General features: G+C 71.4%; 22 protein-coding genes. 13 read left to right on the forward strand and 9 right to left on the reverse strand.

Going from position 1 to position 21,566, the window contains the following annotated elements:
- Positions 1–44: 44 nt before the first annotated feature.
- The gene (locus tag ACTWQA_RS35520; protein WP_443163355.1) at positions 45–1,427 is read left to right on the forward strand and encodes a DHA2 family efflux MFS transporter permease subunit; all 1,383 of its coding nucleotides are present in this window, start codon (positions 45–47) and stop codon (positions 1,425–1,427) included.
- Positions 1,428–1,467: 40 nt separating this feature from the next.
- Here the strand turns inward: ACTWQA_RS35520 and ACTWQA_RS35525 are convergent, their stop codons facing one another.
- The 6 genes from ACTWQA_RS35525 to ACTWQA_RS35550 all read right to left on the reverse strand — a co-directional run bounded on the left by ACTWQA_RS35525 (position 1,468) and on the right by ACTWQA_RS35550 (position 7,407).
- Entirely contained in the window at positions 1,468–1,935 is a 468-nt protein-coding gene (locus ACTWQA_RS35525) for an ATP-binding protein (RefSeq protein ID WP_305917457.1), read from the reverse strand.
- A 169-nt stretch (positions 1,936–2,104) separates the two neighbouring features.
- On the reverse strand, positions 2,105–2,809 hold the full coding sequence (locus ACTWQA_RS35530) for a DUF2267 domain-containing protein (RefSeq protein WP_443163356.1): 705 nt from the start codon (positions 2,807–2,809) through the stop codon (positions 2,105–2,107).
- 22 nt (positions 2,810–2,831) lie between these two features.
- Entirely contained in the window at positions 2,832–5,132 is a 2,301-nt protein-coding gene (locus ACTWQA_RS35535; RefSeq protein ID WP_443163357.1) for a xanthine dehydrogenase family protein molybdopterin-binding subunit, read from the reverse strand.
- Between the two features lie 42 nt (positions 5,133–5,174).
- Entirely contained in the window at positions 5,175–5,546 is a 372-nt protein-coding gene (locus ACTWQA_RS35540; protein WP_443163358.1) for a nuclear transport factor 2 family protein, read from the reverse strand.
- Positions 5,547–5,557: 11 nt separating this feature from the next.
- Positions 5,558–7,018, reverse strand: coding sequence for a multicopper oxidase family protein (locus ACTWQA_RS35545; protein ID WP_443163359.1), 1,461 nt, complete (start codon positions 7,016–7,018; stop codon positions 5,558–5,560).
- Positions 7,015–7,407 (reverse strand): hypothetical protein, encoded by a 393-nt coding sequence (locus ACTWQA_RS35550; RefSeq protein WP_327587218.1) that lies wholly within the window; start codon positions 7,405–7,407, stop codon positions 7,015–7,017. The genes ACTWQA_RS35545 and ACTWQA_RS35550 overlap by 4 nt, the downstream gene beginning before the upstream one ends.
- Before the next feature lie 201 nt (positions 7,408–7,608).
- On the opposite strand from ACTWQA_RS35550, the gene ACTWQA_RS35555 reads away from it, so the two are divergent.
- The 8 genes from ACTWQA_RS35555 (at position 7,609) to ACTWQA_RS35590 (ending at position 16,260) form a co-directional block, all read left to right on the forward strand.
- Entirely contained in the window at positions 7,609–8,802 is a 1,194-nt protein-coding gene (locus tag ACTWQA_RS35555; RefSeq protein WP_443163360.1) for a sensor histidine kinase, read from the forward strand.
- Positions 8,799–9,476, forward strand: coding sequence for a response regulator (locus ACTWQA_RS35560; protein WP_443163361.1), 678 nt, complete (start codon positions 8,799–8,801; stop codon positions 9,474–9,476). Before ACTWQA_RS35555 ends, ACTWQA_RS35560 begins: the two co-directional genes overlap by 4 nt.
- 13 nt (positions 9,477–9,489) lie before the next feature.
- Positions 9,490–10,089 (forward strand): sulfite oxidase-like oxidoreductase, encoded by a 600-nt coding sequence (locus tag ACTWQA_RS35565; protein ID WP_443163362.1) that lies wholly within the window; start codon positions 9,490–9,492, stop codon positions 10,087–10,089.
- Entirely contained in the window at positions 10,090–10,818 is a 729-nt protein-coding gene (locus tag ACTWQA_RS35570) for a ferredoxin reductase (protein ID WP_443163363.1), read from the forward strand.
- Between the two features lies 1 nt (position 10,819).
- Positions 10,820–11,080, forward strand: a complete 261-nt coding sequence (locus tag ACTWQA_RS35575) for a DUF6510 family protein (protein WP_305917466.1) — start codon at positions 10,820–10,822, stop codon at positions 11,078–11,080.
- Positions 11,081–11,173: 93 nt separating this feature from the next.
- A complete protein-coding gene (locus tag ACTWQA_RS35580) occupies positions 11,174–12,586 on the forward strand; it encodes an LCP family protein (protein ID WP_443163364.1) in 1,413 nt (470 codons plus the stop codon).
- Positions 12,587–12,622: 36 nt separating this feature from the next.
- A complete protein-coding gene (locus ACTWQA_RS35585) occupies positions 12,623–15,307 on the forward strand; it encodes a LuxR C-terminal-related transcriptional regulator (RefSeq protein WP_443163365.1) in 2,685 nt (894 codons plus the stop codon).
- Positions 15,308–15,372: 65 nt separating this feature from the next.
- Positions 15,373–16,260, forward strand: a complete 888-nt coding sequence (locus ACTWQA_RS35590; protein ID WP_443163366.1) for an alpha/beta fold hydrolase — start codon at positions 15,373–15,375, stop codon at positions 16,258–16,260.
- On the opposite strand, the gene ACTWQA_RS35595 is transcribed toward ACTWQA_RS35590, so the two are convergent.
- Positions 16,257–16,853: a TetR/AcrR family transcriptional regulator gene (locus tag ACTWQA_RS35595; protein ID WP_305917470.1), complete on the reverse strand. Its 597-nt coding sequence runs from the start codon at positions 16,851–16,853 to the stop codon at positions 16,257–16,259. The genes ACTWQA_RS35590 and ACTWQA_RS35595 overlap by 4 nt on opposite strands.
- Positions 16,854–16,919: 66 nt before the next feature.
- On the opposite strand from ACTWQA_RS35595, the gene ACTWQA_RS35600 reads away from it, so the two are divergent.
- Positions 16,920–18,200: a cytochrome P450 gene (locus tag ACTWQA_RS35600; RefSeq protein WP_443163367.1), complete on the forward strand. Its 1,281-nt coding sequence runs from the start codon at positions 16,920–16,922 to the stop codon at positions 18,198–18,200.
- Here ACTWQA_RS35600 and ACTWQA_RS35605 read toward each other — a convergent pair.
- On the reverse strand, positions 18,163–18,333 hold the full coding sequence (locus tag ACTWQA_RS35605; RefSeq protein ID WP_305917472.1) for a DUF3073 domain-containing protein: 171 nt from the start codon (positions 18,331–18,333) through the stop codon (positions 18,163–18,165). The two genes, ACTWQA_RS35600 and ACTWQA_RS35605, sit on opposite strands and share 38 nt — an antisense overlap.
- Before the next feature lie 87 nt (positions 18,334–18,420).
- Between ACTWQA_RS35605 and ACTWQA_RS35610 the strand changes: the two genes are divergently transcribed.
- Genes ACTWQA_RS35610 through ACTWQA_RS35620 form a run of 3 tightly spaced genes read left to right on the forward strand, consistent with a single transcriptional unit; the run spans position 18,421 to position 20,598 of the window.
- Positions 18,421–18,753 (forward strand): ArsR/SmtB family transcription factor, encoded by a 333-nt coding sequence (locus ACTWQA_RS35610; protein WP_138708638.1) that lies wholly within the window; start codon positions 18,421–18,423, stop codon positions 18,751–18,753.
- 52 nt (positions 18,754–18,805) lie between these two features.
- Positions 18,806–19,684 (forward strand): 1,4-dihydroxy-2-naphthoyl-CoA synthase, encoded by an 879-nt coding sequence (locus ACTWQA_RS35615; RefSeq protein WP_443163368.1) that lies wholly within the window; start codon positions 18,806–18,808, stop codon positions 19,682–19,684.
- A complete protein-coding gene (locus tag ACTWQA_RS35620; protein ID WP_443163369.1) occupies positions 19,684–20,598 on the forward strand; it encodes an aminoglycoside phosphotransferase family protein in 915 nt (304 codons plus the stop codon). The genes ACTWQA_RS35615 and ACTWQA_RS35620 overlap by 1 nt, the downstream gene beginning before the upstream one ends.
- On the opposite strand, the gene ACTWQA_RS35625 is transcribed toward ACTWQA_RS35620, so the two are convergent.
- The gene (locus tag ACTWQA_RS35625) at positions 20,588–21,499 is read right to left on the reverse strand and encodes an NADP-dependent oxidoreductase (RefSeq protein WP_443163416.1); all 912 of its coding nucleotides are present in this window, start codon (positions 21,497–21,499) and stop codon (positions 20,588–20,590) included. The two genes, ACTWQA_RS35620 and ACTWQA_RS35625, sit on opposite strands and share 11 nt — an antisense overlap.
- Positions 21,500–21,566: the final 67 nt, after the last annotated feature.

A 21,566-nucleotide genomic window follows, 5' to 3' on the forward strand; every position in this document is an offset into this window, starting at 1 on the left:
AACCTTCCCAGCGAATACCCGCACCTGACCCGACCGTGGTCGTCATGACGCAGACAACACAGACCACGGAGACGACCACGAGCTGGCAGCCGTTGGCGGCCGCCTGTCTGGGCGCTTTCATGCTGCTCGTGGACGTGACCATCGTCATGGTCGCCCTGCCCCCGATCGCCTCCGACCTCCACATGTCGTTCACCGGTGCGCAGTGGTTGCTGGACGGCTATGCGCTCGCGCTGGCGGCGCTGCTGCTGGCCGCCGGGTCCTTCGCCGACCACGCGGGACGACGCAAGGTCTACCTGGTGGCGCTGGCCGTGTTCGCGCTGGCCTCGCTCGCCTGCGGGCTCGCGCCCAGTGGCGGCCTGCTGCTGGCGGCCCGCGTAGTCCAGGGCGCGGGCGGGGCGGCCATGATGGCCACCACGCTCGCCCTCATCAGCTCCACGTACCACGGCAGGCAGCGTGGCATCGCCTTCGGCGTGTGGGGCGGTGTCAACGGGGCCGCCGCCGCCCTCGCACCCGTGCTCGGCGGCCTGCTCACCGAGCACCTGCACTGGCGGGCGATCTTTCTCGTCAACCTGCCCATCAGCCTGGTCGCGGCCTGGCTCACGCTGCGGGCCGTCAGCGAGTCGCGCCTGCCCGGCGGCGGGCGGCTCGACTGGGCGGGGATGGTGACGTTCACGGTGGCGGCGGGCGCGCTCACGTACGGGCTGATCGAGGCCGGGGAGCACGGATGGACGGCGGTGCGGACGCTGGCGCCGCTGGGCGTGGCCATCGTGGCGCTGGTGGCGTTCCTCGTCGCCGAGACGCGTAGCGACCGGCCCATGCTGGACCTGCGGTTGTTCGCCGATCGTTCGTTCAGCGGGATCCTGGCCGGGGCCGGCCTGCTCATGCCGGCCGCGTTCGCATGCCTGGCCTTCACCTCACTCTGGTTGCAGCAAGACCTCGGGCTCGGGCCCGTGGCGGCGGGCGTGGCGCTGTCCCCGATGGCCGTGACGTCCCTGGTGGTCTCGATCGGCGGCGCACGACTGTTCCCGGGGCTGTCGCCGCGTGCCGCCGTCGGCGGTGGGCTGCTGCTGATCGGGGCGGGCGCGTTCCTGCAGGGCACGCTGGGTCCGGACACCGGCTGGACCGCGCTGGCGCCTGGACTGGTGGTGACGGGGGTCGGCGTGGGCCTGGCCGTGCCGTCGCTCAGCTCCGCCGCCATGGCGTTCGCCCCGCCGCCGCGCGCGGGCATGGCGGCCGGCGCCGTGAACACGGTCAGGCAGCTCGGGTACGCGCTCGGCATCGCCGTCCTCGGCCTGCTGTACCGGGCCGACGCGGCGGCGTACGTGGCGCTGAATGACGTCTACCGGGCGAGCGCGATCATCGGCCTGGTGGCCGGCCTCCTCGTCCTGGCCGCCGTCCGCGCCACGCGCCGCCCTGATCACCGCTGACCCCGCTTGACCACCGCGCCCGGCCTGGGCGCGGGGCCGTTCACGTCCCGGGTCTGATCGGCACCACGTTGGCCTGGAGGCCGTCGCGGGGCAGGGCGAACCAGGTGGCCTTGCCGACCAGGTCCGGGTGGGTGGCGTAACGCTGGGGGTGACAGCCGTAGAAGCCGTCGGAGAGCCGGGCGATGATACGCAGGCCGCGGCCGTGCTCGGCGCTCAGGTCGTCAGGCGCCGGGGCGGGGAGGATCGGGCTGCTGTCCACGACGACGCACATGATCTCTTTGGCGTCCACGTGAAGCATCAGTTCGTAGGGGGCGTCGCCGTACATGAAGGCATTTGTCACCAATTCACTCACCATGAGCACAGCGTCATCGATGACATCAGGGGAAAGGGCAAGGGACAATAATTCCGTACGAATGATCGCTCGTGCGTGACCGACCGTCCGGGCGTCCTCGCGCAGCGGCCATACGTACTGCATCCTGCTCTGGGGAGCGGACCGCAGCGTGGTCATGGCTTCTCTTTCCGGTGCGGGGCAGCGAATGCGCGTCTGGTTCAACAAGAGTGCCTGCCTCTCGGTTGCCGTACGCGGCTGTCGAAACTTGTACGCACGAGAAAGCCGTTTGGGTCGAATCTTCAGCAAGAAAATCGCCATTCTTTTTGAGCGGCCCCGAGCCGAGGCGTCATGAAGGACCGCCGATGCCCGCGCCCATCTCCTCGATGACCTCGTCCACCCTGTTCGCCAGCTCCACGTCCAGCGCGGTCACGGCGTCCGCGGACGTCGTGCGTACCACGATCTCCAGCCCGTCGGCCGCGTCCTCGAGATGCGGCGCCCGGCCGTAGGTGAGCTTGAGCTTCTCCAGGGCGTGGCGGATGGCACGCAGGTTCTCCTCGGGCAGGGAGACGACCCGGCGTAGCGCGTGCCGGTCGCCGCTCCACTGCGGCAGCGCGCGCAGCGCGGACCTGATCTCCTCCGCGGTCAGCGGCGCGCTGTGGCCCTTGGGCCCGGTGATGCCGCCGCCGCTCTCCGGTGGCCGGAACAGGCCGCGCACCTGCTCCGGAATGTGCAACCTGGCCACCAGCTCCGGGTCCTGCTCGGCCACCGCGGCGAGCACGGCCTGCGCCCTGAGCCTGGCCTGCTCGGGCGGGCGGCGGCCGAGCAGGGCGGCCTGGCGGACGAAGCCCTCCTCGGTGCCGTCGTTACGCGGATGATCCAGCGGAAAGTCGTCGGTGAGCTCGGGCGGCAGCGCCTCGATGAGCTGTTGCCGGTCTTCGTCCTCCAGCGTGCGCGCCAGCGTGGTCAGCGTGGCTTCGGCCGCGGCTCTGGCCGGGCCCGCGTCAAGCCCCGTCATGCGGCCGATGGCAGCGAGAAGCTCACGATATTCCATGATTTCCCCCAATTACTGCTGCTCAGGCGTTCCGTGCCCAGCTTTGGGCCTGCGACACCTCCAGCAGGGACCACAGCCCCGACGGGGTCAGCGGCACGTCGGTGATCTTGTCGGCGATCTCGGGGAGCGCGGCGGCGACCGCGTTGGCGATGGCGGCGGGCGGGCCGATCGTGCCGGCCTCGCCGACGCCCTTCATGCCGCCCGGCGTGATCGGCGAGGGCGTCTCCAGCATCACCACCTGGATGTCCGGGATCTCCCTTGTGGTCGGCAGGAGGTAGTCGATGATCGGCTGGCCGTTCTCGGTGTAGACGATCTCCTCGGTCAGCGCCTCCCCGATGCCCTGGGCCACCCCGCCGTGGATCTGGCCCTCCACCACCGCCGGGTTGACCAGCACGCCGGCGTCGTTGACCACCCAGTAGCGCTCCACCTCCACCGCCCCGGTCTCCGGGTCGACGGCCACGGCCGCCGCGTGCGCCCCGTACGCGTAGGTGTAGGCGGCCGGGTCGTAGCTGGCCCGCTCCTCAAGCCCAGGCGTGACCCCCTCCGGCAGGTCCCACCCGCGCCACGCGGACGTGGCCAGGTCGCGCAGCGTCACGGCCGCCTGCGGATCGCCCTTCACGCGTACGGCTCCATCGGCGATCTCCAGGTCCGCGGGCGCCGCCTCCAGCCGGTGCGCGGCGATGGCCACGAGCTTGTCACGCAGCCGGTCGGCGGCCTGGGTGACCGCCGCACCGCCGACGGTCAGCGCCCGGCTGGCGATCGATCCGATCCCCGAGTACGGCGTCGAAGCCGTGTCCCCCATGACCACCCGCACGCGTTCGATGGGCACCCCCGTCCGGTCGGCGGCCAGCTGGGCCAGCGCCGTCTCGATGCCCTGCCCGATCGGCACCACCCCGGACGTCACGACCACGGACCCGTCCTGCTCCATGCGCAGGACCGCCGTCTCGTAGCCGCCGGCCAGGACACCCGTGGCCTTGAGCTCCATTGACGGACCCATGCCGGTGGTCTCCACGTGGCAGGAGTACCCGATCCCCCGCCTGCGCCCGTCATCCTTCTCGGGCAGCATGGCCAGGTGGTGGAGCGTCCGCAGGGCACGGGGATAGTCGCCCGAGTCGTAGGGCACGTGGACGCGCGTCGTGTACGGCAGCTCGCCGGGCTCGATCATGTTACGCAGCCGCAGCTCGATCCGGTCGATCCCCAGCCGGCGAGCCGCCTCGTCGATCAGCCGCTCCCTGGTCAGAGTGCCCTCGGGCTGGCCGAAGCCCCGGTAGGAGCCGGTCGGCGTGGTGGTGGTGACGACGCCGCGCACCCGCACCGCGACCCGGTCGAACCGGTACGGCCCCGGCAGCAACGTGGCCGTCACCGCGGCGGTCGAGACGCCCACGTTCGACGGGTGGGCGCCGATGTCGCCGAGCACGTCCACCTGCAGGGCCACGAACCGACCCGCGCCGTCGAGCGCCAGCCGCCCCCGGTGCACGGCGGCCCGCGCGGGGAGCGTGGCCAGCAGGCGGTCGCCGGGCGACTCCATCCAGGACACGGGGCGGCCCAGGCGGATGGCGGCCAGGCAGATGAGCACCTCGTCGGGGTAGACGTGCTCCTTGCCACCGAACCCGCCGCCGATGTCGCCGCCGATCACCCGTACCCGGTCGTGGGTCAGCCCGAGCGCGTCCGCCAGCTGCTCGCGGGCGTGGTGCGGCGACTGGGTGGAGGTGTGGACGGTCAGCTCGTCGCCGGCGTAGGAGGCCACCACGCCGCGCGGCTCCATCGGGTGCGGCGAGACCCGGCCCATCCGGAACGTCATCTCCACCACGTGCTCGGCCGCCGCGCAGTCGGCGTCGCCGAGCGTGAAGTCGGTGAGCACGTTCGTGCCCCAGTCGGGGTAGAGCAGCGGGGCGTCGCCCTCCAGTGCCCGCTCCATGTCTGCCACGGCAGGCAGCTCGTCGAGCTCCAGCTCGACGAGGTCGGCGGCGTCCCTGGCGGCCTCGGGCGTGCGGGCGACGACGAGGACGAGCGGCTGGCCGACGTACCTGATCGCCGCGTCCAGCACCGGGTACTCCGTGATCGGCTGGCCGGGCGCCACGCTGACGCAGGGCAGACGCATGCCGGCGGCGTCGGCCGGGACGATCACGTCGAGCACGCCGTCGGCCGCCGCGGCCGCCTTGATGTCACAGCTGAGCAGCCGGCCGTGGGCGATGGGGCTGCGGACGATGTACGCGTGCGCGGCGTCCGGCAGGCGGATGTTGCCGACGTACCTGCCGCGGCCGGTCAGCAGCCTGGCGTCTTCCCTGCGCGGCGTCCTGGCGCCGACATACGCGTCTCCCATGGTCCTGATTGTGAGCGCCGTCCGCTGGACGGTCCATACGGATCACACGGTGCGAGTGATCGAGTCGACCCGGCGGATACGCCCGTCGGGGGCATACCGGGCGAACAGGTAGATCTCCACCGTGATCGTCTTGCCTTGGCGCATGACCGCGTCCATCGTGTAGCGCGCCGCGGCCACGTCCTCGCCCACGAGGCTTTCGTGCACCTCGATCCGCAGGCTCGCCGCGTTCTTGCGGGCCGGCTTCACGTGGTCGATCAGGCGCTGACGGTCGAGGAGGATGCCGTCGTTCCAGTACTCGATCTCGGGCACGTAGTAGCGGTCGATGATGGCGGCGGCGTCCTCGTTCCCCAAGCCCAGTTCGTGAGGCAGCTCGGTCAGGAAGGCGTGGAAACGCTCCGCCAGGTCGATGGGCATGCTGATCCCTCTCATACGACTTCGAAACTCGCCATCATCGCCATGTCCTCGTGCTCGAGGTTGTGGCAGTGCAGCACGTAGCGCCCCCGATAACCGGTGAACCGGGTGACGATCTCGACGGTCTGCGCGTCACGCAGCTCGACGGTGTCCTTCCACTCCGGCGGCCCGGCCGGCCGCTCGCCGTTGACCGACACCACCTGGAAGTGGTCGAGGTGCAGGTGCACCGGGTGCGCCACGTCGCTGGTCAGCCGCCAGATCTCGACGTCGCCGAGCTTGGGCCTGGCCTCCATGCGCTTCGGGTCGAACGGCTGGCCATTGATCAGCCAGCCGGTGCCACCGTGCATGCTGCCGCTGCTGAACTCGAAGTCCCGCGTCACCGTGGCCTTGCCCGGGTCGAGCGCCTCGACGGTGGACAGCCGCTGCGGCACGGCCGAGTGGTCGGCCTCGTCGCGGTCCACCGCAAACCGCATCACCCGCGCCTGCGCGCCCTCCCCCGCCAGGTTCCGCAGCTCGACGTACTGGCCGAGCTTGTAGGCGGAGAAGTCGACGACCACGTCCGCACGCTCTCCCGGGGACAGGCGGAGCTGCCGCACCGTACGCGGGGCGCTGAGCAGGCCGCCGTCGCTGCCGATCTGGATCATCGGGCCGCCGGTGGCCAGCTCGTACGCCCGCGCGTTGGACCCGTTGCACAACCGCAGCCGGTAACGAGCCCTGGCCACGCGCAGCTCCGGCCACGGCGCCCCGTTCACCAGGATCACGTCGCCGAGCACGCCGCCCATGTACCCCTCCTGAACCCCCGGCCGGTCACTCAGCGCCGGGTAGAGCAGGGTGCCGTCGGCGGCGAACGACCGGTCACTGATCAGCAGCGGCAGGTCGCGTTCCCCGGCGGGCAGCGGCAGCGCCTCCTCCTCGGCGTCGCGCACCAGGAACATGCCGGCCAGCCCGCGCCAGACCTGCGGCCCGGTGTAGTCCATGCGATGATCGTGGTACCAGAGCGTGGCCGCCCGCTGTTCCAGCGGAAACACGTACTCGCGCGCGGCCCCGGGCGCCACCAGGTCCGTCGGGAAGCCGTCGGACTCGGGCGGCGTGTGGCCGCCGTGCAGGTGCAGGACGGTCGGCGCGCCGAGCTGGTTGATCAGCTTCACGACGGTCTTGCGACCGCTGCGTGCCTCGATGGTCGGCCCAGGAAACTTCCCGCTATATCCCCATATCTGGGTACGCAGGCCGGGCAGCACCTCCACGTCGGCCGCCTGCTCGGTCAGCTCGTAGAAGTCGGCCCCACCGGCGCTGCGCACGGGCTTGGCGACCTCGGGGACCGGCAGCGGCACCGCGTACGGCTTCGGCAGCGGCGCCGCGCTGGCCAGCAGCTGCGGCTGCGGGGTGCCGGCGAGCAGTGAGCAGCCCGGCACGGCGGCCACCGCCACCGCGCCGAGGCCGAGCAGGCGCAAGGCGTCACGTCTGGTCGGGTTCATGCCGGACCGGGCCTGGCGAGCACCCTGCTGAGCTGCATGACGCCGCCGCCGAACAGCAGTACGCCGAGCGGCAGGTGGAGGGTCTTGATCCCCAGCTCACCCAGGATCGCCGCCACGATCGTGAACACCAGGAGCAATGCGGCCGTGACGATGAACCTCGCGGGCCCGCCGCCCGGCCGCCACACCAGGATCGCCATGACCAGGTGCAGGAGGCCGATGACGACCAGGGCGATCCCGGAGGTCATGTGCAGGGCCCGGCCACCGGGAGACGACAGCAACATTCCGGCCGTCACCGCCTGGAACAGCAGCGCGGCGACGTGCAGGACCACGGCGGCGCGCAGCGCCTGCATGGTCCAGGAAGGGGCGGCGACGTGCTGGTGTACGGTCATGATCGTTCTCCTGTGGATGCTCGGATCGTGTCCATATCCGCACATGGTGGTATTCCGGCCGGTCAGCGGTCGTCGTGCGAGGGGATGCTTCTGCCCGTACGACCTCCGGATCACGATCTACGGGACTACTTCGCCGGGAGTAGTGACGGAATACGCCCGTCAAGGGAGGATCATCGCGGGAAAAGACCCTAATCTGCAGGAATGAGCTATCTGGACCGATGGCCGCCGCTTGCCAGGGACGGCGCGCTCGCCGCGGTGGTCGCCGCCGTGCTGTCGGTCACCGTGGCAGGCACGCCGGGCACGGGACCGCTCGACCTCGCGGCCGTCCTCACCGCGTCGCTCTCGCTCGTCGCCTGGCGCCGGGCCCCTCTGGTGCCGTTGCTCGTCACCACGCCCTGCATGCTGGTGTACGCGGTGCACGCCCAGCCGGGCCCGTCGGCCGCCTTCCCGGTGCTGGTAGCGGTGTTCGCCGCGGTCAGGGCCGGCCATCGACTGCCCGCGGCGCTGGCGGGTGTGGTGTTCCTGGGTGCCGACCTGGCCGTGAGGCTGCCGGGCGCCGACGGGTCCGGCCGAAATCTCCAGACCACCTCCCTGCTGGTCGGCTGGTTCCTCGCGGCCGGCGTGACGGCGACGGTGACCCGGCACCGGCAGGCGTACCTGGAGCAGGCCGAACAGCGCGCCGCCGAGGCCGAGCGCACCCGCGAGGAGATGGCCAGGCGCCGCGCCGGCGAGGAGCGGCTGCGCATCGCCAGGGAACTGCACGACTCGCTCACCCACAGCATCTCGATCATCAAGGTCCAGGCCGGGGTGGCCGTCCACCTGGCACGCAAGCGCGGCGAGGACGTGCCCGCGGCGCTGCTGGCGATCCAGGAGGCCAGCAGCGATGCCATGCGGGAACTACGCGCCACGCTGGAGGTGCTGCGCGACCCCAGCGGCTCCGCCGACGCCGAGGTGCACTCCAGCGGGCTCGATCGGCTCGATGATCTGGTGGAGCGAGCCCGTTCGACAGGCCTGGCGGCCACGGTGACGATCTCCGGCGCGCGCCGCGAGCTGCCTGCCGAGGTCGACCGGGCCGCGTACCGGATCGTTCAGGAGGCCCTCACCAACGTCTCCAGGCACGCGGGCGGAGCCACGGCGGCGGTCCGCGTGGACTACGCGGGCGAGGAGCTGATCGTGCAGGTGGACGACGACGGGACGGCCACCAGCGACGCGCCGCCCGTGCCCGGCGTGGGCCTGCTCGGCATGCGTGAGCGCGTCACGGCCCTCGGCGGCCGGCTGCGTGCCGAGCCACGCCCGGAAGGGGGCTTCACCGTACGCGCCGAGCTTCCTCTCAAGGAGCCGTTGCCGGAAACGTCGCGGTCGAAAGCGACGCTTCCGTTGGAAGGGACATCGTGATCCGCGTCCTCATCGTGGACGACCAGGCGCTCATCCGCGGCAGCTTCCGCGCCCTGCTGGAGTCCGAGGACGACATCGAGGTGGTGGCCGAGGCCCCGAACGGTGAGCAGGCCATCGCGCTCGCCCTGGAGCACCTGCCCGACGTGGCCCTCCTCGACATCCAGATGCCGGTGATGGACGGCATCGAGGCGACCCGGCGGATCGCCGCCGACGAGCGGCTGAGCGGCGTCCACGTCGTGATCCTCACCAACTTCGGTCTCGACGAGTACGTCTTCAACGCGCTGCGCGCCGGGGCCTGCGGCTTCCTGGTCAAGGACACCGAGCCCGCCGACCTGCTGCAAGGGGTCCGGGTCGCGGCCCGCGGCGACGCGCTGCTCTCCCCCGCGATCACCCGCCGCCTGATCGGCGAATACGTCGCCCGCCGCCCCGAGCCCGCGCCCGCGGGCCTGGACGTGCTCACCAACCGCGAGCGCGAGGTCACCGCACTGGTGGCCCGCGGCCTGTCCAACGATGAGATCGCCGCCCACATGGTGATCAGCCCCACCACCGCGAAGACGCATGTCAGCCGGGCGATGACCAAGCTGCGGGCGCGCGATCGGGCACAACTCGTCGTGTTCGCCTATGAATCCGGGCTTGTCACCCCGAGGCGTGGTGGAATAGATCGGGATCACTAGGAGGGGGCGCGTCGTGGGCATCGTTTCGCGGGGCTTCAGCGGAAGGCGCAGAGAGGGCGGCGACCGGCTGCCGCCCGGCCAATACCTGGTCGAGGACTTCCCGGTGTTGTCGGCCGGGCCGACGCCGCGGGTCCCGCTCGACCGGTGGGAGTTCGCCATCGACACGGAGGCCGAGCAGACCCACCGCTGGTCGTGGCAGGAGTTCATGGCCCTGCCCACGCAGACGCCGACGGTCGACATCCACTGCGTCACCAAGTGGACCAAACTCGGCACCAGCTGGGAGGGCGTCTCCCTCGACGTGTTCTTCGAGGACGTCGAGACCACCGCCGAATACGCGCTGGTCTACTCCTACGGCGGCTACACCACCAACCTGCCCCTCGAAGACCTGCTCGACGGCAAGGCGTGGATCGTGCACCGCTTCGACGGCGAGGAGCTGGCGCCACAGCACGGCGGCCCGGCCCGGCTGATCGTGCCGCACCTGTACTTCTGGAAGTCCGCCAAGTGGGTACGCGGCATCCGGCTGCTCAACGAGGACTGGCCCGGCTTCTGGGAGACCGCCGGCTACCACAACTACGGCGACCCGTGGCGCGAGCAGCGCTACGAGGGCGACTAGGTGCGCCGCCGCCTGACCTGGCAGGCCGCCCGCCTGCACGAGGTCCGCGACGAGACCGCCACCGCCCGCTCACTGGTGTTCGACGTGCCCGGCTGGCCAGGACACGTGGCGGGGCAGCACGTGGACGTGCGGCTGACGGCCGAGGACGGCTACACCACGCAACGCAGCTATTCGCTGGCCGCCCCCGCCGACGGCGACCGCATCGAGCTGACCGTGGAAGCCGTGCCCGACGGCGAGGTCTCGCCCTACCTGACCGAGGTGATCGAGCCCGGCGACCAGGTCGAGATCCGCGGTCCGGTGGGCGGCTGGTTCGTCTGGCGGCCCGAGAACGAGGCTCCGGTGATGCTGGTCGGCGGCGGGTCCGGGGTCGTGCCATTGATGGCGATGATCCGGGCGCGCCGGCAGGCGGGCAGCCGCGTGCCGTTCCGCCTCCTCTACTCGCTCCGCGACCAGGACCGCCGCTACTACGCCGCCGAGTTGCGCCGGCCAGAGCCCGGCCTGGACATCACCTACGTCTACACCAGGGCCGCCCCGCCCGGCGCGGCCCGTCCGGCCGGGCGGATCACGCTGGCCGACCTGGCCGAGGGCGGCTGGCCGGCCGACTTCGCGCCGGACTGCTACGTGTGCGGATCGACCGGCTTCGTGGAAGCGGCCGCCGACCTGCTGCTGACGCTCGGGCACGCGCCTGAGCGGATCAGAACCGAACGATTCGGCCCGACCGGAGACTGACATGACTCACTTGGATGGCAATGCCCTGGGCGGGCCGCTCGGCGAGATCTTCGCCGTGGACGTCACCACCGCCACCGGCCGCTGCGCGAGTTGCGGACTGACGGGTCCCCTCGCCGCGCTCCACGTGTACGGCCCCGAGCCCGGCCTGGTCGCCCGCTGCCCGGGCTGCGAAGAGGTGGTGCTGAGGCTGGTACGCGGCCCCGGCACGGCGTGGCTGGACCTGCGCGGCGCCGTGTCACTCCGCATGACCGTGCCTGACTGAGTACACTCAGGCACGTTCCACGGCCGAGATCAGTTACGGCGAGGCTCTTGGCCAGGGGCGGCGGCCCTTCGGCCCTGTCCCATGGGGAGTCACGTGAGCGGCGGGCTTGTCGACGCGCCACCCTCCGATCCTGGCGCGCCGCCACGACGCCGCAAGCGGCCCTGGCTGCGCTGGGTGGTCGCGGTCGCGGTGACCGTCGTCCTCCTGGTCGCGGGCGTCGCGGTGGGCATCCTCGTCAAGCTCAACGGCAACATCAAGCACGAAGACGTCACCGCCGAGGATCTCGGCGCGACCCGCCCGCCCAAGGTCGCGGGCACCGCGATGAACATCCTGGTCGTCGGCTCCGACCAGCGCACCGGCAAGAACGCCAAATACGGCAGCCACATCACGGGCGAGCGCACCGACACGATCATGCTGGTGCACGTCTCGTCGCAGCGCGACAACGCGATGGTGATCAGCTTCCCGCGCGACTCGCTGGTCCAGTTGCCGGCCTGCCGGGCCGCCGGCGGCCACCCCGGGCAGCGGCCGCACCTCGGCATGATCAACGAGTCGTTCAACTACGGCGGCATCGCCTGCACCTGGAAGACGATCGAGACCCTGACCCACATCCACATCGACCACTTCGTCAAAGTGGACTTCACCGGCTTCAAGAGCATGGTGAACGCCGTGGGCGGCGTGGAGGTCTGCCTGCCGCAGCGTGTGGACGACACGAAGGCGCTGCTGCACCTGCCCGCCGGGCGGCAGACGCTCAACGGCGAGCAGGCGCTGGGCTACGTACGCGCCCGTTACAGCCTGGGCGACGGCTCCGACATCGGGCGGATCCAGCGGCAGCAGATGTTCATCGCCTCGATGGTCAAGAAGGCGATGAGCGGCGAGACGCTCACCGACCCGGCCAAGCTCCTGGCCGTCCTCGACGCCGCCACGAAGGCGGTGACCACCGACCGCGGCCTGTCCGCGGGCGTCATGAAGGACCTGGCCACCAGCCTTCAGGGCCTGGACGCCGGGAAGATCCGCTTCATCACCACGCCGTGGCACTACTCACTCAGCCAGCCCGGCCGGGTCGAGTGGGTGCAGCCGCAGGCGGAGCGGCTCTTCCGGATCGTGGCCAGGGACCAGAGCGTCGAAGGCGTCAAGGGCGGCCAGGCCAAGGTGAGCCGTTCCAAGATCCAGATCGAGCTCCGCAACGGCACCTGGCGCAGCGGGCTGGGCACCCAGGTGGCGGCCTCGCTGGAGCAGCGCGGCTACCACATTACGAAGATCGGGGACTCGGCCCGCAAGCCGCAGCAGAAGACCACGATCCTGTACGGGCCGAACGGCGAGACCCGCGTGCCCACACTCACGAACGACCTCCTCGGCCCCGCCGCCCTCAGGCGGGTCGCCGCCGCGAACACGAGCCGGCTGGTGCTCGTGATCGGCGACGACTGGAAGGGCCTGAAACCGCTGCGCGCCGACGACACCGAGTCGATCAAGGGCTTCGACGCCACCCACGACTCCTGCGCCGCCTGACGGCGTCCCCTACGTCCCCCTATACAGTCACCTTTCGTGTTGTACGGCAGAGTTGCGGAAGTCGCCGCCATCGAGGCCCTGCTCGCGTCGGCCCGCGCCGGCGAGGGACGCGCCCTGGCGCTCCGCGGCGAGGCGGGGATCGGCAAGTCCGCCCTCCTGGACCTGGCCGCCTCTCTTGCCGCGCACCAGCGGGGTCATGGGGATGCCGGCCCGATGCGGGTGTTGCGGGCCAGCGGGATCGAGTCGGAGTCCGACCTGGCCTTCGCCGCGCTGCACCAGCTGCTGCATCCGGTGACCGGATTGCTGGACGAGCTCCCTGGGCCGCAGCGCGACGCGCTCTCCGGTGCGCTGGGTCTGGCCGCCGCTCCTGCCGGGGACCGATTCCTGGTGTCGGCGGGCGTGCTGTCGCTCCTGGCCGAGGCCGCGGCGCCGGGCGGGCTGCTGTGCCTGGTCGACGACGTGCAGTGGTTCGATCGAGCCTCGGCGGACGCGCTGCTGTTCGCGGCCAGGCGGCTGCGGACCGAGGGCGTCGCGATGCTCCTGGCCGTACGCGGGGACGCCGTGCTGAAGGGCGTTCCCGAGTTGCGGGTCGGCGGGCTGGACGAGGAGAGCTCCGGGCGGCTCCTCGCCGCCGCCGTCACCGTCGCGCCCGAGGTCAGGACCAGGCTGGCGGCCCTGACCGGTGGCAACCCGCTCGTGCTCCGCGAGATCGCCGCGTCGCTGTCGCCTGAGCAGCTCGCCGGGCGTGCGCCGTTGCCGGACCCGCTGCCGGGCGGGGAGCAGCTGTTCGGCGAGCAGGTGGCCAGGCTGTCCACGCCGGCCCGCCGCCTCCTGCTGCTGGCGTCCGTGGAGAGCGAGCTCGCCATGGTCCTGCGTGCCGCCACCCACCTCGCCGACTCCTGGCCGGACAGCCCCGGCGAGCCGGGAGCCGACGGGGTGCTGCACGAGGTGGAGATGGCTGGGTTGGTGACGGTGTCCGATGGAATGATCAGGTTCCGGCATCCGCTCATCAGGTCGGCCGTGTATGCCGCCGCCACCTCCGTACAGCTCCGCGCCGCGCACGCCGCCCTGGCCGCGCTGGTGGCCGACGACCGGCGCGCCCTGCACCTGGCCGCCGCGACGGTCGGCAGGGACGAGAATGTCGCCGCCGAGCTGGCGGCATCCGCCGAGCGGGCACGGGCCAGGGGCGGGTACGGCGACGCCGCGACGGCCCTCGCCCGATCGGCCGAGCTCACCCCCGACCCGCTCCTGAGGGCGGAACGCCTCAAGGACGCCGCCACCGCCGCCTGGCTCGGCGGCCGCCCCGGACAGGCCCAAACCCACCTCGCCGAGGCCCGCGAACTCGCCGAAAGCCATGGGCCCGTGGAGCACGGCCGGCTGCTGGAGGAGCTCGCGCAGTTGCGCGGACGCTTCGAGCTGAACTCCGGCGACGCCGCGGAGGCGGTGCGGATCCTGGCGTCGGGCGCGAGCATCGCCATGCTGGCCGACGCCAGCGAGGCCGCGAGTTACGTGGGCGACGTACAGGCCATCGTGGAGCTGGGACGGCGGGCCCGGGCACATCCGACCGGCTTCCTGCGGGACGTGGTGACCGGGATCGGCGCCATGCTGGAGGACGGCACCGGCGCGGAGCTCTTGCGCGGCGCGCTGGCCCGGGCCGGCGAGCTGACCGGGGCGGCGGAGCTGCTGTGGGCGTCGGCGGCGGCCAGCTACCTCGGAGAGGCCGACGTGTCCGCGGAGCTCGTCGAGCGGGCCGGGCGAGCCGCCAGGGTGTCGGGGATGGTCGGGCAACTGCCGGTCGTGCTGGAGTTCGTCTCGACGGGCGAGCGGTTCAAGGGCAGGCTCGCCGAGAGCGCGGCCATCGCCGAGGAGGGCCTGGAGCTGGCACGCGAGGCGGGGTACACCAATTCCGTCGCCGCCCACCTGGCGAACCTGGCCGTGGTGTCGGCCTTGCGGGGCGAGGAGGAGCAGTGCCGCCGCCAGGCCGAGGAGGCGCTGGCCATCGCGATCCCGCACCGCATCGGCCTGCGCGCGGGCGTGGCCGCGTACGCGCTGGCGATGCTGGACCTGGGCCTGGGCCGGTACGCGGCGGCGCACGCCCGGTTCACGGCGATCACCACGGCCGGCCCTGGAGCCGGTCACCCGACGGTGGTCTGGCGCTCGACGCCCGACCGGGTGGAAGCCGCCGTGGCGGCCGGCGAGCACGAGGCGGCCCGAGAGGCGCTGGCCGCGTATGAGAGATGGGCGGCGCACGCCACCACGGACGAGTCGCTGGCGCTGCTGGCCCGCTGCCGTGCCCTGCTCGGCGGCGAGAGCGGCCTGTTCGAGGAGGCCCTGCACCGCCACGGTGAGCCGTTCGAGCAGGCGCGCACCGCGCTGCTCTACGGCGAGCACCTGCGCCGCGCACAGCAGCCCGGTCAGGCGCGGCACCACCTTCGCGCGGCGTGGGAGACGTTCGAGCGGCTGGGCGCGGCACCGTGGGCCCGGCGGGCGCAGGGCGAGCTGCGAGCGGCGGGCGAGGCCGCGGGCCGGCCGGAGAGCGACGCCGCGGCCGCGCTGACCCCGCAGGAGCTGCGGATCGCCCGGCTGGTAGCGGAGGGGGCCTCCAGCAAGGAGGTCGCGGCCAGGCTGTTCCTCAGCCCCCGCACCGTCGAGTACCACCTCTACAAGATCTATCCCAAGCTCGGGATCACGACCCGTACTGAACTCGCCCGCCTGCTGTGAAGGCCAGTAGAACTACTGAAGGCCTCCGTAATCGTCCGGGGCAAGCTTGAGCCATGCAAACGAACATGATCAACATTGACGGCGTGGAACTCTGGACCGAAGAGTTCGGGGACGCCACGCACCCGCCGATCCTGCTGGTGATGGGGTCGATGACGCAGGGGATCCTGTGGCCGGACGAGTTCGTCGGGCGGCTGGCCGCGGCCGGGCGCCGGGTCATCAGGTACGACCACCGCGACACCGGCAAGTCGGCCACCTTCGACTTCGAGCAGCAGCCGTACACGTGGCTGGACATCAGGGACGACGTGCTCCGTGTGATGGACGCCTACGGGCTGGACAGCGCGCACCTCGTCTGCCACTCGGCGGGCGGGCTGCTCGGCCAGCTGATCGCCGTCGAGCAACCGGAACGGGTGCGCACGCTCACCGTGATCGGCTCCTCGCCGCTGGGCGGGCGCGAGGGCGAGGTGCTCCTGCGGGCGCTCACCGGGCAGCCGCAGCCCGAGGGCAGCCTGCCGCCGCCCAGGCCGGAGTTCGTGGAGTACTTCACCAAAATGATCACTGCGCCACCGCCTGCGGACCGGCGCGAGCAAGTGGAGCGCATGATCGAGGAGGCACGGGTGCTGCACGGCACCGCGCTGCCGTTCGACGAGGACGCGGAGCGGCGCCTGCAGGAGCGGGTGCTGGAGCGGGCCCGCGACCTGTCGGCCGTGGTCAACCACCGCCTGGCGCACGCGGCCAACCCGGACATCGAGCCGGCGGACGCACTGGGCAAGGTGCAGGCGCCGACCCTGGTCATCGAGGGCACGCACGAGCCGGTCAAGCCCGGCCACAGCGCGATCATCGCCGAGCGGATCCCGGGCGCGGAGCTGCTGATGATCGACGGCATGGGGCACATGCTGGCGCCCCAGGCGTATGAGGAGCTGGCCACGGCCATCGTCCGGCACACGGAACGTTAGGCGATGAAGCCCGAGAGGGCGGCGAGCGCGTCCACGACCTGGCGGGCGTCGGGCGTGCTCGCCGGGTCGAGCAGCCACTGCAGCATCAGCCCGTCCGTGATCGCCACCACCACCGACACCAGCACCTCGGGCGAGACCGGCGGCTCGACGCCGAGCTGTGCCGCCGCCCTCCTGATCATGTCGGCGCCTGCCTGCCGCGTCCGGGCGTAGGCCTCGGCCAGCTTTTCCCGCAGCACGGGCTCGCGCAACGCCGCCGGGTAGCCCTCGACGCACAGGACGAGCTGCGGCCGCATCTCCTCGAACACGTCGACCAGTGCGGCCATGGCCCGCTCCAGCATCTCTCTGGGGCTGCTCAGCTCCGTGCCGAACAACGACCGCTCGACGTATGCGGTCCACTGGTCGAAGACGCCGGCTATGGCCTCGTTGAGCAGCGCGTCCTTGCCGCCGAAGTGGTAGCCGATGGAGGCCAGGTTGGTGCCGGAGGCGGCGACCAGGTCTCGCGCGGTGGTGCGGGCATAGCCCTTCTCCTGCAGGCAGGCCACCGCGCCCGCCAGCAACTTCTCCCGGTATCCACCGGCCTCTGTTCGCGCCACGCGATCCATGCTACAGATATATACGAGCGTCTATGACGTACGTATATATCTATGAGGAGGTTCGAGATGCTCCCTCCGGGACCAAAGCTGCCGTCGCTGGTGCAGACCGCGTGGTTCATGCGGGACTCGCCCGGCCTGATGGAGAGCCTGCACCGCAGGTACGGGCCCATCTTCACGGTGCGCTACGCGGGCTTCCCGCCGGAGGTCTACGTGACCACCGCGGAGCTCGCCGCGCAGGTCTACCAGACCGACCAGGGCGGCGGGCGCGCCGGTGAGGCGCGGCGCGACTTCCTGGAGCACATGGTCGGCGCGCACTCGGTGCTCACGCTGGACGGCGACGACTGGTGGCGGCACCGCAAACTGCTCAACCCGCCGCTGCGGGCCAAGCAGGTCGCCGGCTACCACGACGAGATCACCGCGATCGCGGCGGAGAAGATCGCGACCTGGCCGCTGGGCAGGCCGTTCGCGCTCCGCGAGCGAATACAGGACATCACGCTGGAGATCATCATCAGACTGATCTTCGGCATCCGGGACGCCGGGCGGGTCCGCAGGCTCCGGGCACTGCTCCCTGAGCTGATCGAGACCGGCGGGTCCATGCAGCTCCTCGCCCTGCCCGAGCGGCTGCGCGGCCTGGCGGCGCGGGTGCCGTTCCTGGCGTCCGGGCGGTTCGTCCGGCTCAGGGCCGAGGTGGACACGATCCTGTTCGACGAGATCCGCCGCCGCCGCGCGACGCCGGGCGGTACGGATGTGCTCGGCAGGTTGCTCGAGACCGAGCTGGGCGACCAGGAGATCCGCGACGAGCTGGTCACCATGCTGATCGCCGGCCACGAGACCACCGCGACCGGCCTGGCCTGGGCCTTCGAGCGGCTCCTGCGCATGCCCGACATCATGGGGAAGCTGCCGGACGACGAGCCCTACCTCGACGCGGTGGTCAAGGAGGTGCTACGCGTCCGGCCCGTCGTCTATGAGGCGCCACGCCTGCTCGACGTCCCGCTCCGGCTGGGCGAATATGAGATCCCGGCCGGCTGGTACGCCGGGCCGTACATCCCGCTCGTGCACCGTGACCCCGAAGCGTTCCCCTCTCCCGAGGAGTTCCGCCCGGAACGCTTCATGGACGGGCACCAGAACAGGGCCTGGATGCCCTTCGGCGGCGGCCGGCGCTTCTGCGTCGGCGCGCAGCTCGCGCTTTTGGAGATGCGGGTCATCATTCGCGAGGTGCTGAACCGCCTGGAGCTCTCGGCGCCCGATCAGGCGCCGGAGGCCAGGCGGCTGAAGAACGTCACCCTCGCACCCGCGAAGCTGACCCGCGTCATTGCGCGCGCTCGGACTCCTGCTCGGATGCCGTAGACGAGTGGCTCTCCTCGTGCCGCGTGTCGGCACCGAGCTCCTCGCGGAGCCGGTCGTAGTCGATGTTGTGGTTGGTGTACTTCAGCTGGCGAGCGACCTTCGTCTGCTTCGCCTTGGCTCTTCCTCGGCCCATGGCTACTCCCTAGTCCCCGCTGCCATGCTATCCAACAACATGGTGACTTGAAGAATTATGCAACTCCGCTGGATTAGTCTGGGCTATATGCACGTGGAGGTCTATCAGGCCAAGGCCGACTTCTTCCGAACGCTCGGCCACCCCGCTCGCATCAGAGTGTTGGAGCTACTCCAGGAAGGGCCGCTACCCGTCAGGGACCTACTGGCCCAGATCGACATCGAGCCGTCGAGCCTCTCCCAGCAGCTCGCAGTCCTGCGCAGGGCCGGCATCGTGAGCGCGATCCGCGAGGGCAGCACCGTGGTCTACACACTGGCCACACCGGAGCTGGCGGATCTGCTCGGCACCGCCCGCCGCATCCTCACCGACATGCTCGCCGACCAAGGGGAGCTGCTCGCGGAGTTGCGCGCGGAGGTCACCTAGCGAACGGACACCAGGCCGCAGTCGGAAGGGCAGATCTATTAGGCTCTCGTCCATGGTCTCCGAGCTGTTCGATCCGAAGGCATGGCAGGTGGTCGAGGGATTCGACTTCACCGACATCACCTACCACCGTGCGGTGGACCAGGGCACGGTGCGGATCGCCTTCAACCGCCCCGACGTGCGCAACGCCTTCCGCCCGCAGACCGTCGACGAGCTCTACCGCGCGCTCGACCACGCCCGGCAGACCACGGATGTCGGCTGCGTGCTGCTCACCGGCAACGGCCCGTCACCGAAGGACGGAGGCTGGGCGTTCTGCTCGGGCGGCGACCAGCGCATCAGGGGCAAGGACGGCTATCAGTACGCCGACGGCTCGGCCTCGACCGGTCGCCTGCACATCCTGGAGGTGCAGCGCCTGATCCGCTTCATGCCCAAGGTGGTGATCTGCGTGGTGCCGGGCTGGGCGGCGGGCGGCGGCCACAGCCTCCACGTCGTGGCGGACCTCACGCTGGCCAGCGAGGAGCACGCCCGCTTCAAGCAGACCGACGCCGACGTGGCCAGTTTCGACGGCGGTTTCGGCTCGGCCTATCTGGCGCGCCAGGTCGGGCAGAAGTTCGCCCGCGAGATCTTCTTCCTCGGCGACACCTACACCGCGGCCGACGCCCACCGCATGGGCATGGTCAACGCCGTGGTGCCGCACGCGGAGCTGGAGAGCACGGCCCTGGAGTGGGCCCGCAAGATCAACGGCAAGTCGCCCACGGCACAGCGCATGCTGAAGTTCGCCTTCAACATGATCGACGACGGCCTGGTGGGGCAGCAGGTGTTCGCGGGCGAGGCGACCCGGCTGGCGTACATGACGGACGAGGCGGCCGAGGGGCGCGACTCGTTCCTGGAGAAGCGCGCCCCCGACTGGTCGCCCTTCCCTTGGCACTACTGATGCGGATCACGGTCCCACCGGCCCTGACCGCGTCCCACATCAAGTACGACGGTGAGACCGGTCGTGCCTGGTCCGCCGGGCTCCCCGCGCTGGCCGAGCGCTACCTGGAGGAATGGGAGCTGCGGCTCGACGGCGAGCCCGGGCACGGCGTGGTGTCGCTGGTGCTGCCGGTGCTCCGCACGGACGGCACCAAGGCCGCTCTGAAGCTGCAGCCGGTCACCGACGAGAACGCCACCGAGGCGATGGGACTGCGGGCGTGGGACGGGGACGGGTCGGTGCGGCTGCTCGCTTCCGACCCCGGCACCGGCACCCTGCTGCTGGAACGGCTGCACGCCGACCGCCCTCTGTCGGCCCTGTCCGACGACATCGAGGCGCTGACGATCCTGACCGAGCTGCTCGCCCGGCTCGTCGCCCACCCCGCGCCCGAGGGCATGCGCCGCCTCGGCGACATCGCGCAGGCGATGCTCGACGACGTGGACGAGGCGCTCACGAAGCTGCCCCGTGACCGAGACCGCCGCTGGTTGCGCTGGTGCGCCGACGCGGTCGCCGAGCTCGTCTCCGAGCCCGGCGACCGGCTGCTGCACTGGGACCTGCACTACGACAACGTGCTGGCGGCCGACCGGGAGCCGTGGCTGTCCATCGACCCCAAGCCGCTGGCCGGCGACCCGGGGTTCGACCTCGCGCCCGCCCTGTGGAACCGGTGGGACGACGTGGTCGCCACCGGCGACGTGACCCGGGCGGTGCTGCGCCGCTTCGACCTGATGGTGGACGGGCTCGGCCTCGATCCTCAGCGGGCGGCCGGCTGGACGCTCGGCCGGATGCTGCAGAACGCCCTGTGGGACGTCGAGGACGGCGAGCGCGAGCTCAACGAGATCGGCCTCGCCGTCGCCGAGGCCGTACGCGTCAGGTCGTGATGACAACCTTCCCCTGGCCGTGGCCGGTCTCGATCTCCCGGTGCGCGTCCGCGGCCTCCTCCAGCCGGTACGCCCGCCGCACCGGGAACCTGAACCGGCCCTCGGCGTACAAGGCGGCGTAGCGCCCGAGCCGCTCGGCCGAACGCTCGCCCCGAACGAGCTTGACTCCTAGCTCGGCCGCCTTGCCGTGCTCGACCAGGGTGACGATCCGCCCGCGGTCGGGCACCAGCTCCAACGAGACCTCCAAGGCATGGCCTCCGGCCCCGTCCAGGGCGGCGTCGATCCCGCCCGGCGCGAGCGCCCGCACCCGGTCGGCCAGGCCCTCCCCGTAGCGGACCGGGATGGCGCCGAGGTCGCGCAGGTAGTCGTGGTTCACCTCGCGGGCGGTGCCGATCACGCGTACGCCCCGCATCCTGGCGATCTGCACGGCGGCCGTCCCCACGGACCCGGCCGCGCCGTGCACGAGCAGCGTCTCTCCCTCCTTGACGCCGAGCCCGTCCAGGGCCAGCTCGGCCGTCTGCACGCCCGCAGTGAGCCCGCCGGCCACCTCCCACGGCACCCCTGCGGGCTTGGGCGCCACGTTCGCCCCGTTCACCACGATGTACTCGGCGTAGGCGTACAGCGCCGAGAACCCCAGCACCTCGTCCCCGGCCGACACCCCGGTCACGCCTTCGCCCACCTGGTCGACCACACCCGCGAACTCGTTGCCCGGAATGCGCGGGTAAGGGACCTCGTCCAGGTAAGGCGGCAACCAGCCCGCCCGTACAGCCGCGTCGAACGGCTGCACACCGGCCGCGCGCACCCGCACGCGTACCTGCCCCGGACCCGCCTGGGGCGCCGGGAGCTCCATCACCTTCAGTACCTCGGGACCACCGGGCTCGGCGAAGGCCGCCGCCCTCATCACTTCGCTCATGCGCCCCAGCCTGCTTCCTCAACCATGCTTGAGGTCAAGTGCTCAGACCGTTCGG

The sequence above is a fragment of the Nonomuraea sp. 10N515B genome (assembly GCF_052245915.1).
Lineage (GTDB): Bacteria > Actinomycetota > Actinomycetes > Streptosporangiales > Streptosporangiaceae > Nonomuraea.

Excerpts from the sequence above, each read along its gene's own strand:
- ACTWQA_RS35520 (WP_443163355.1), top strand. The coding sequence starts at position 45 with ATGACGCAGACAACACAGACCACGGAGACGACCACGAGCTGGCAGCCG.
- ACTWQA_RS35525 (WP_305917457.1), bottom strand. The coding sequence starts at position 1,935 with ATGACCACGCTGCGGTCCGCTCCCCAGAGCAGGATGCAGTACGTATGG.
- ACTWQA_RS35530 (WP_443163356.1), bottom strand. The coding sequence starts at position 2,809 with ATGGAATATCGTGAGCTTCTCGCTGCCATCGGCCGCATGACGGGGCTT.
- ACTWQA_RS35535 (WP_443163357.1), bottom strand. The coding sequence starts at position 5,132 with ATGGGAGACGCGTATGTCGGCGCCAGGACGCCGCGCAGGGAAGACGCC.
- ACTWQA_RS35540 (WP_443163358.1), bottom strand. The coding sequence starts at position 5,546 with ATGCCCATCGACCTGGCGGAGCGTTTCCACGCCTTCCTGACCGAGCTG.
- ACTWQA_RS35545 (WP_443163359.1), bottom strand. The coding sequence starts at position 7,018 with ATGAACCCGACCAGACGTGACGCCTTGCGCCTGCTCGGCCTCGGCGCG.
- ACTWQA_RS35550 (WP_327587218.1), bottom strand. The coding sequence starts at position 7,407 with ATGACCGTACACCAGCACGTCGCCGCCCCTTCCTGGACCATGCAGGCG.
- ACTWQA_RS35555 (WP_443163360.1), top strand. The coding sequence starts at position 7,609 with ATGAGCTATCTGGACCGATGGCCGCCGCTTGCCAGGGACGGCGCGCTC.
- ACTWQA_RS35575 (WP_305917466.1), top strand. The coding sequence starts at position 10,820 with ATGACTCACTTGGATGGCAATGCCCTGGGCGGGCCGCTCGGCGAGATC.
- ACTWQA_RS35590 (WP_443163366.1), top strand. The coding sequence starts at position 15,373 with ATGATCAACATTGACGGCGTGGAACTCTGGACCGAAGAGTTCGGGGAC.
- ACTWQA_RS35600 (WP_443163367.1), top strand. The coding sequence starts at position 16,920 with ATGCTCCCTCCGGGACCAAAGCTGCCGTCGCTGGTGCAGACCGCGTGG.
- ACTWQA_RS35605 (WP_305917472.1), bottom strand. The coding sequence starts at position 18,333 with ATGGGCCGAGGAAGAGCCAAGGCGAAGCAGACGAAGGTCGCTCGCCAG.
- ACTWQA_RS35610 (WP_138708638.1), top strand. The coding sequence starts at position 18,421 with ATGCACGTGGAGGTCTATCAGGCCAAGGCCGACTTCTTCCGAACGCTC.
- ACTWQA_RS35615 (WP_443163368.1), top strand. The coding sequence starts at position 18,806 with ATGGTCTCCGAGCTGTTCGATCCGAAGGCATGGCAGGTGGTCGAGGGA.
- ACTWQA_RS35620 (WP_443163369.1), top strand. The coding sequence starts at position 19,684 with ATGCGGATCACGGTCCCACCGGCCCTGACCGCGTCCCACATCAAGTAC.
- ACTWQA_RS35625 (WP_443163416.1), bottom strand. The coding sequence starts at position 21,499 with ATGAGGGCGGCGGCCTTCGCCGAGCCCGGTGGTCCCGAGGTACTGAAG.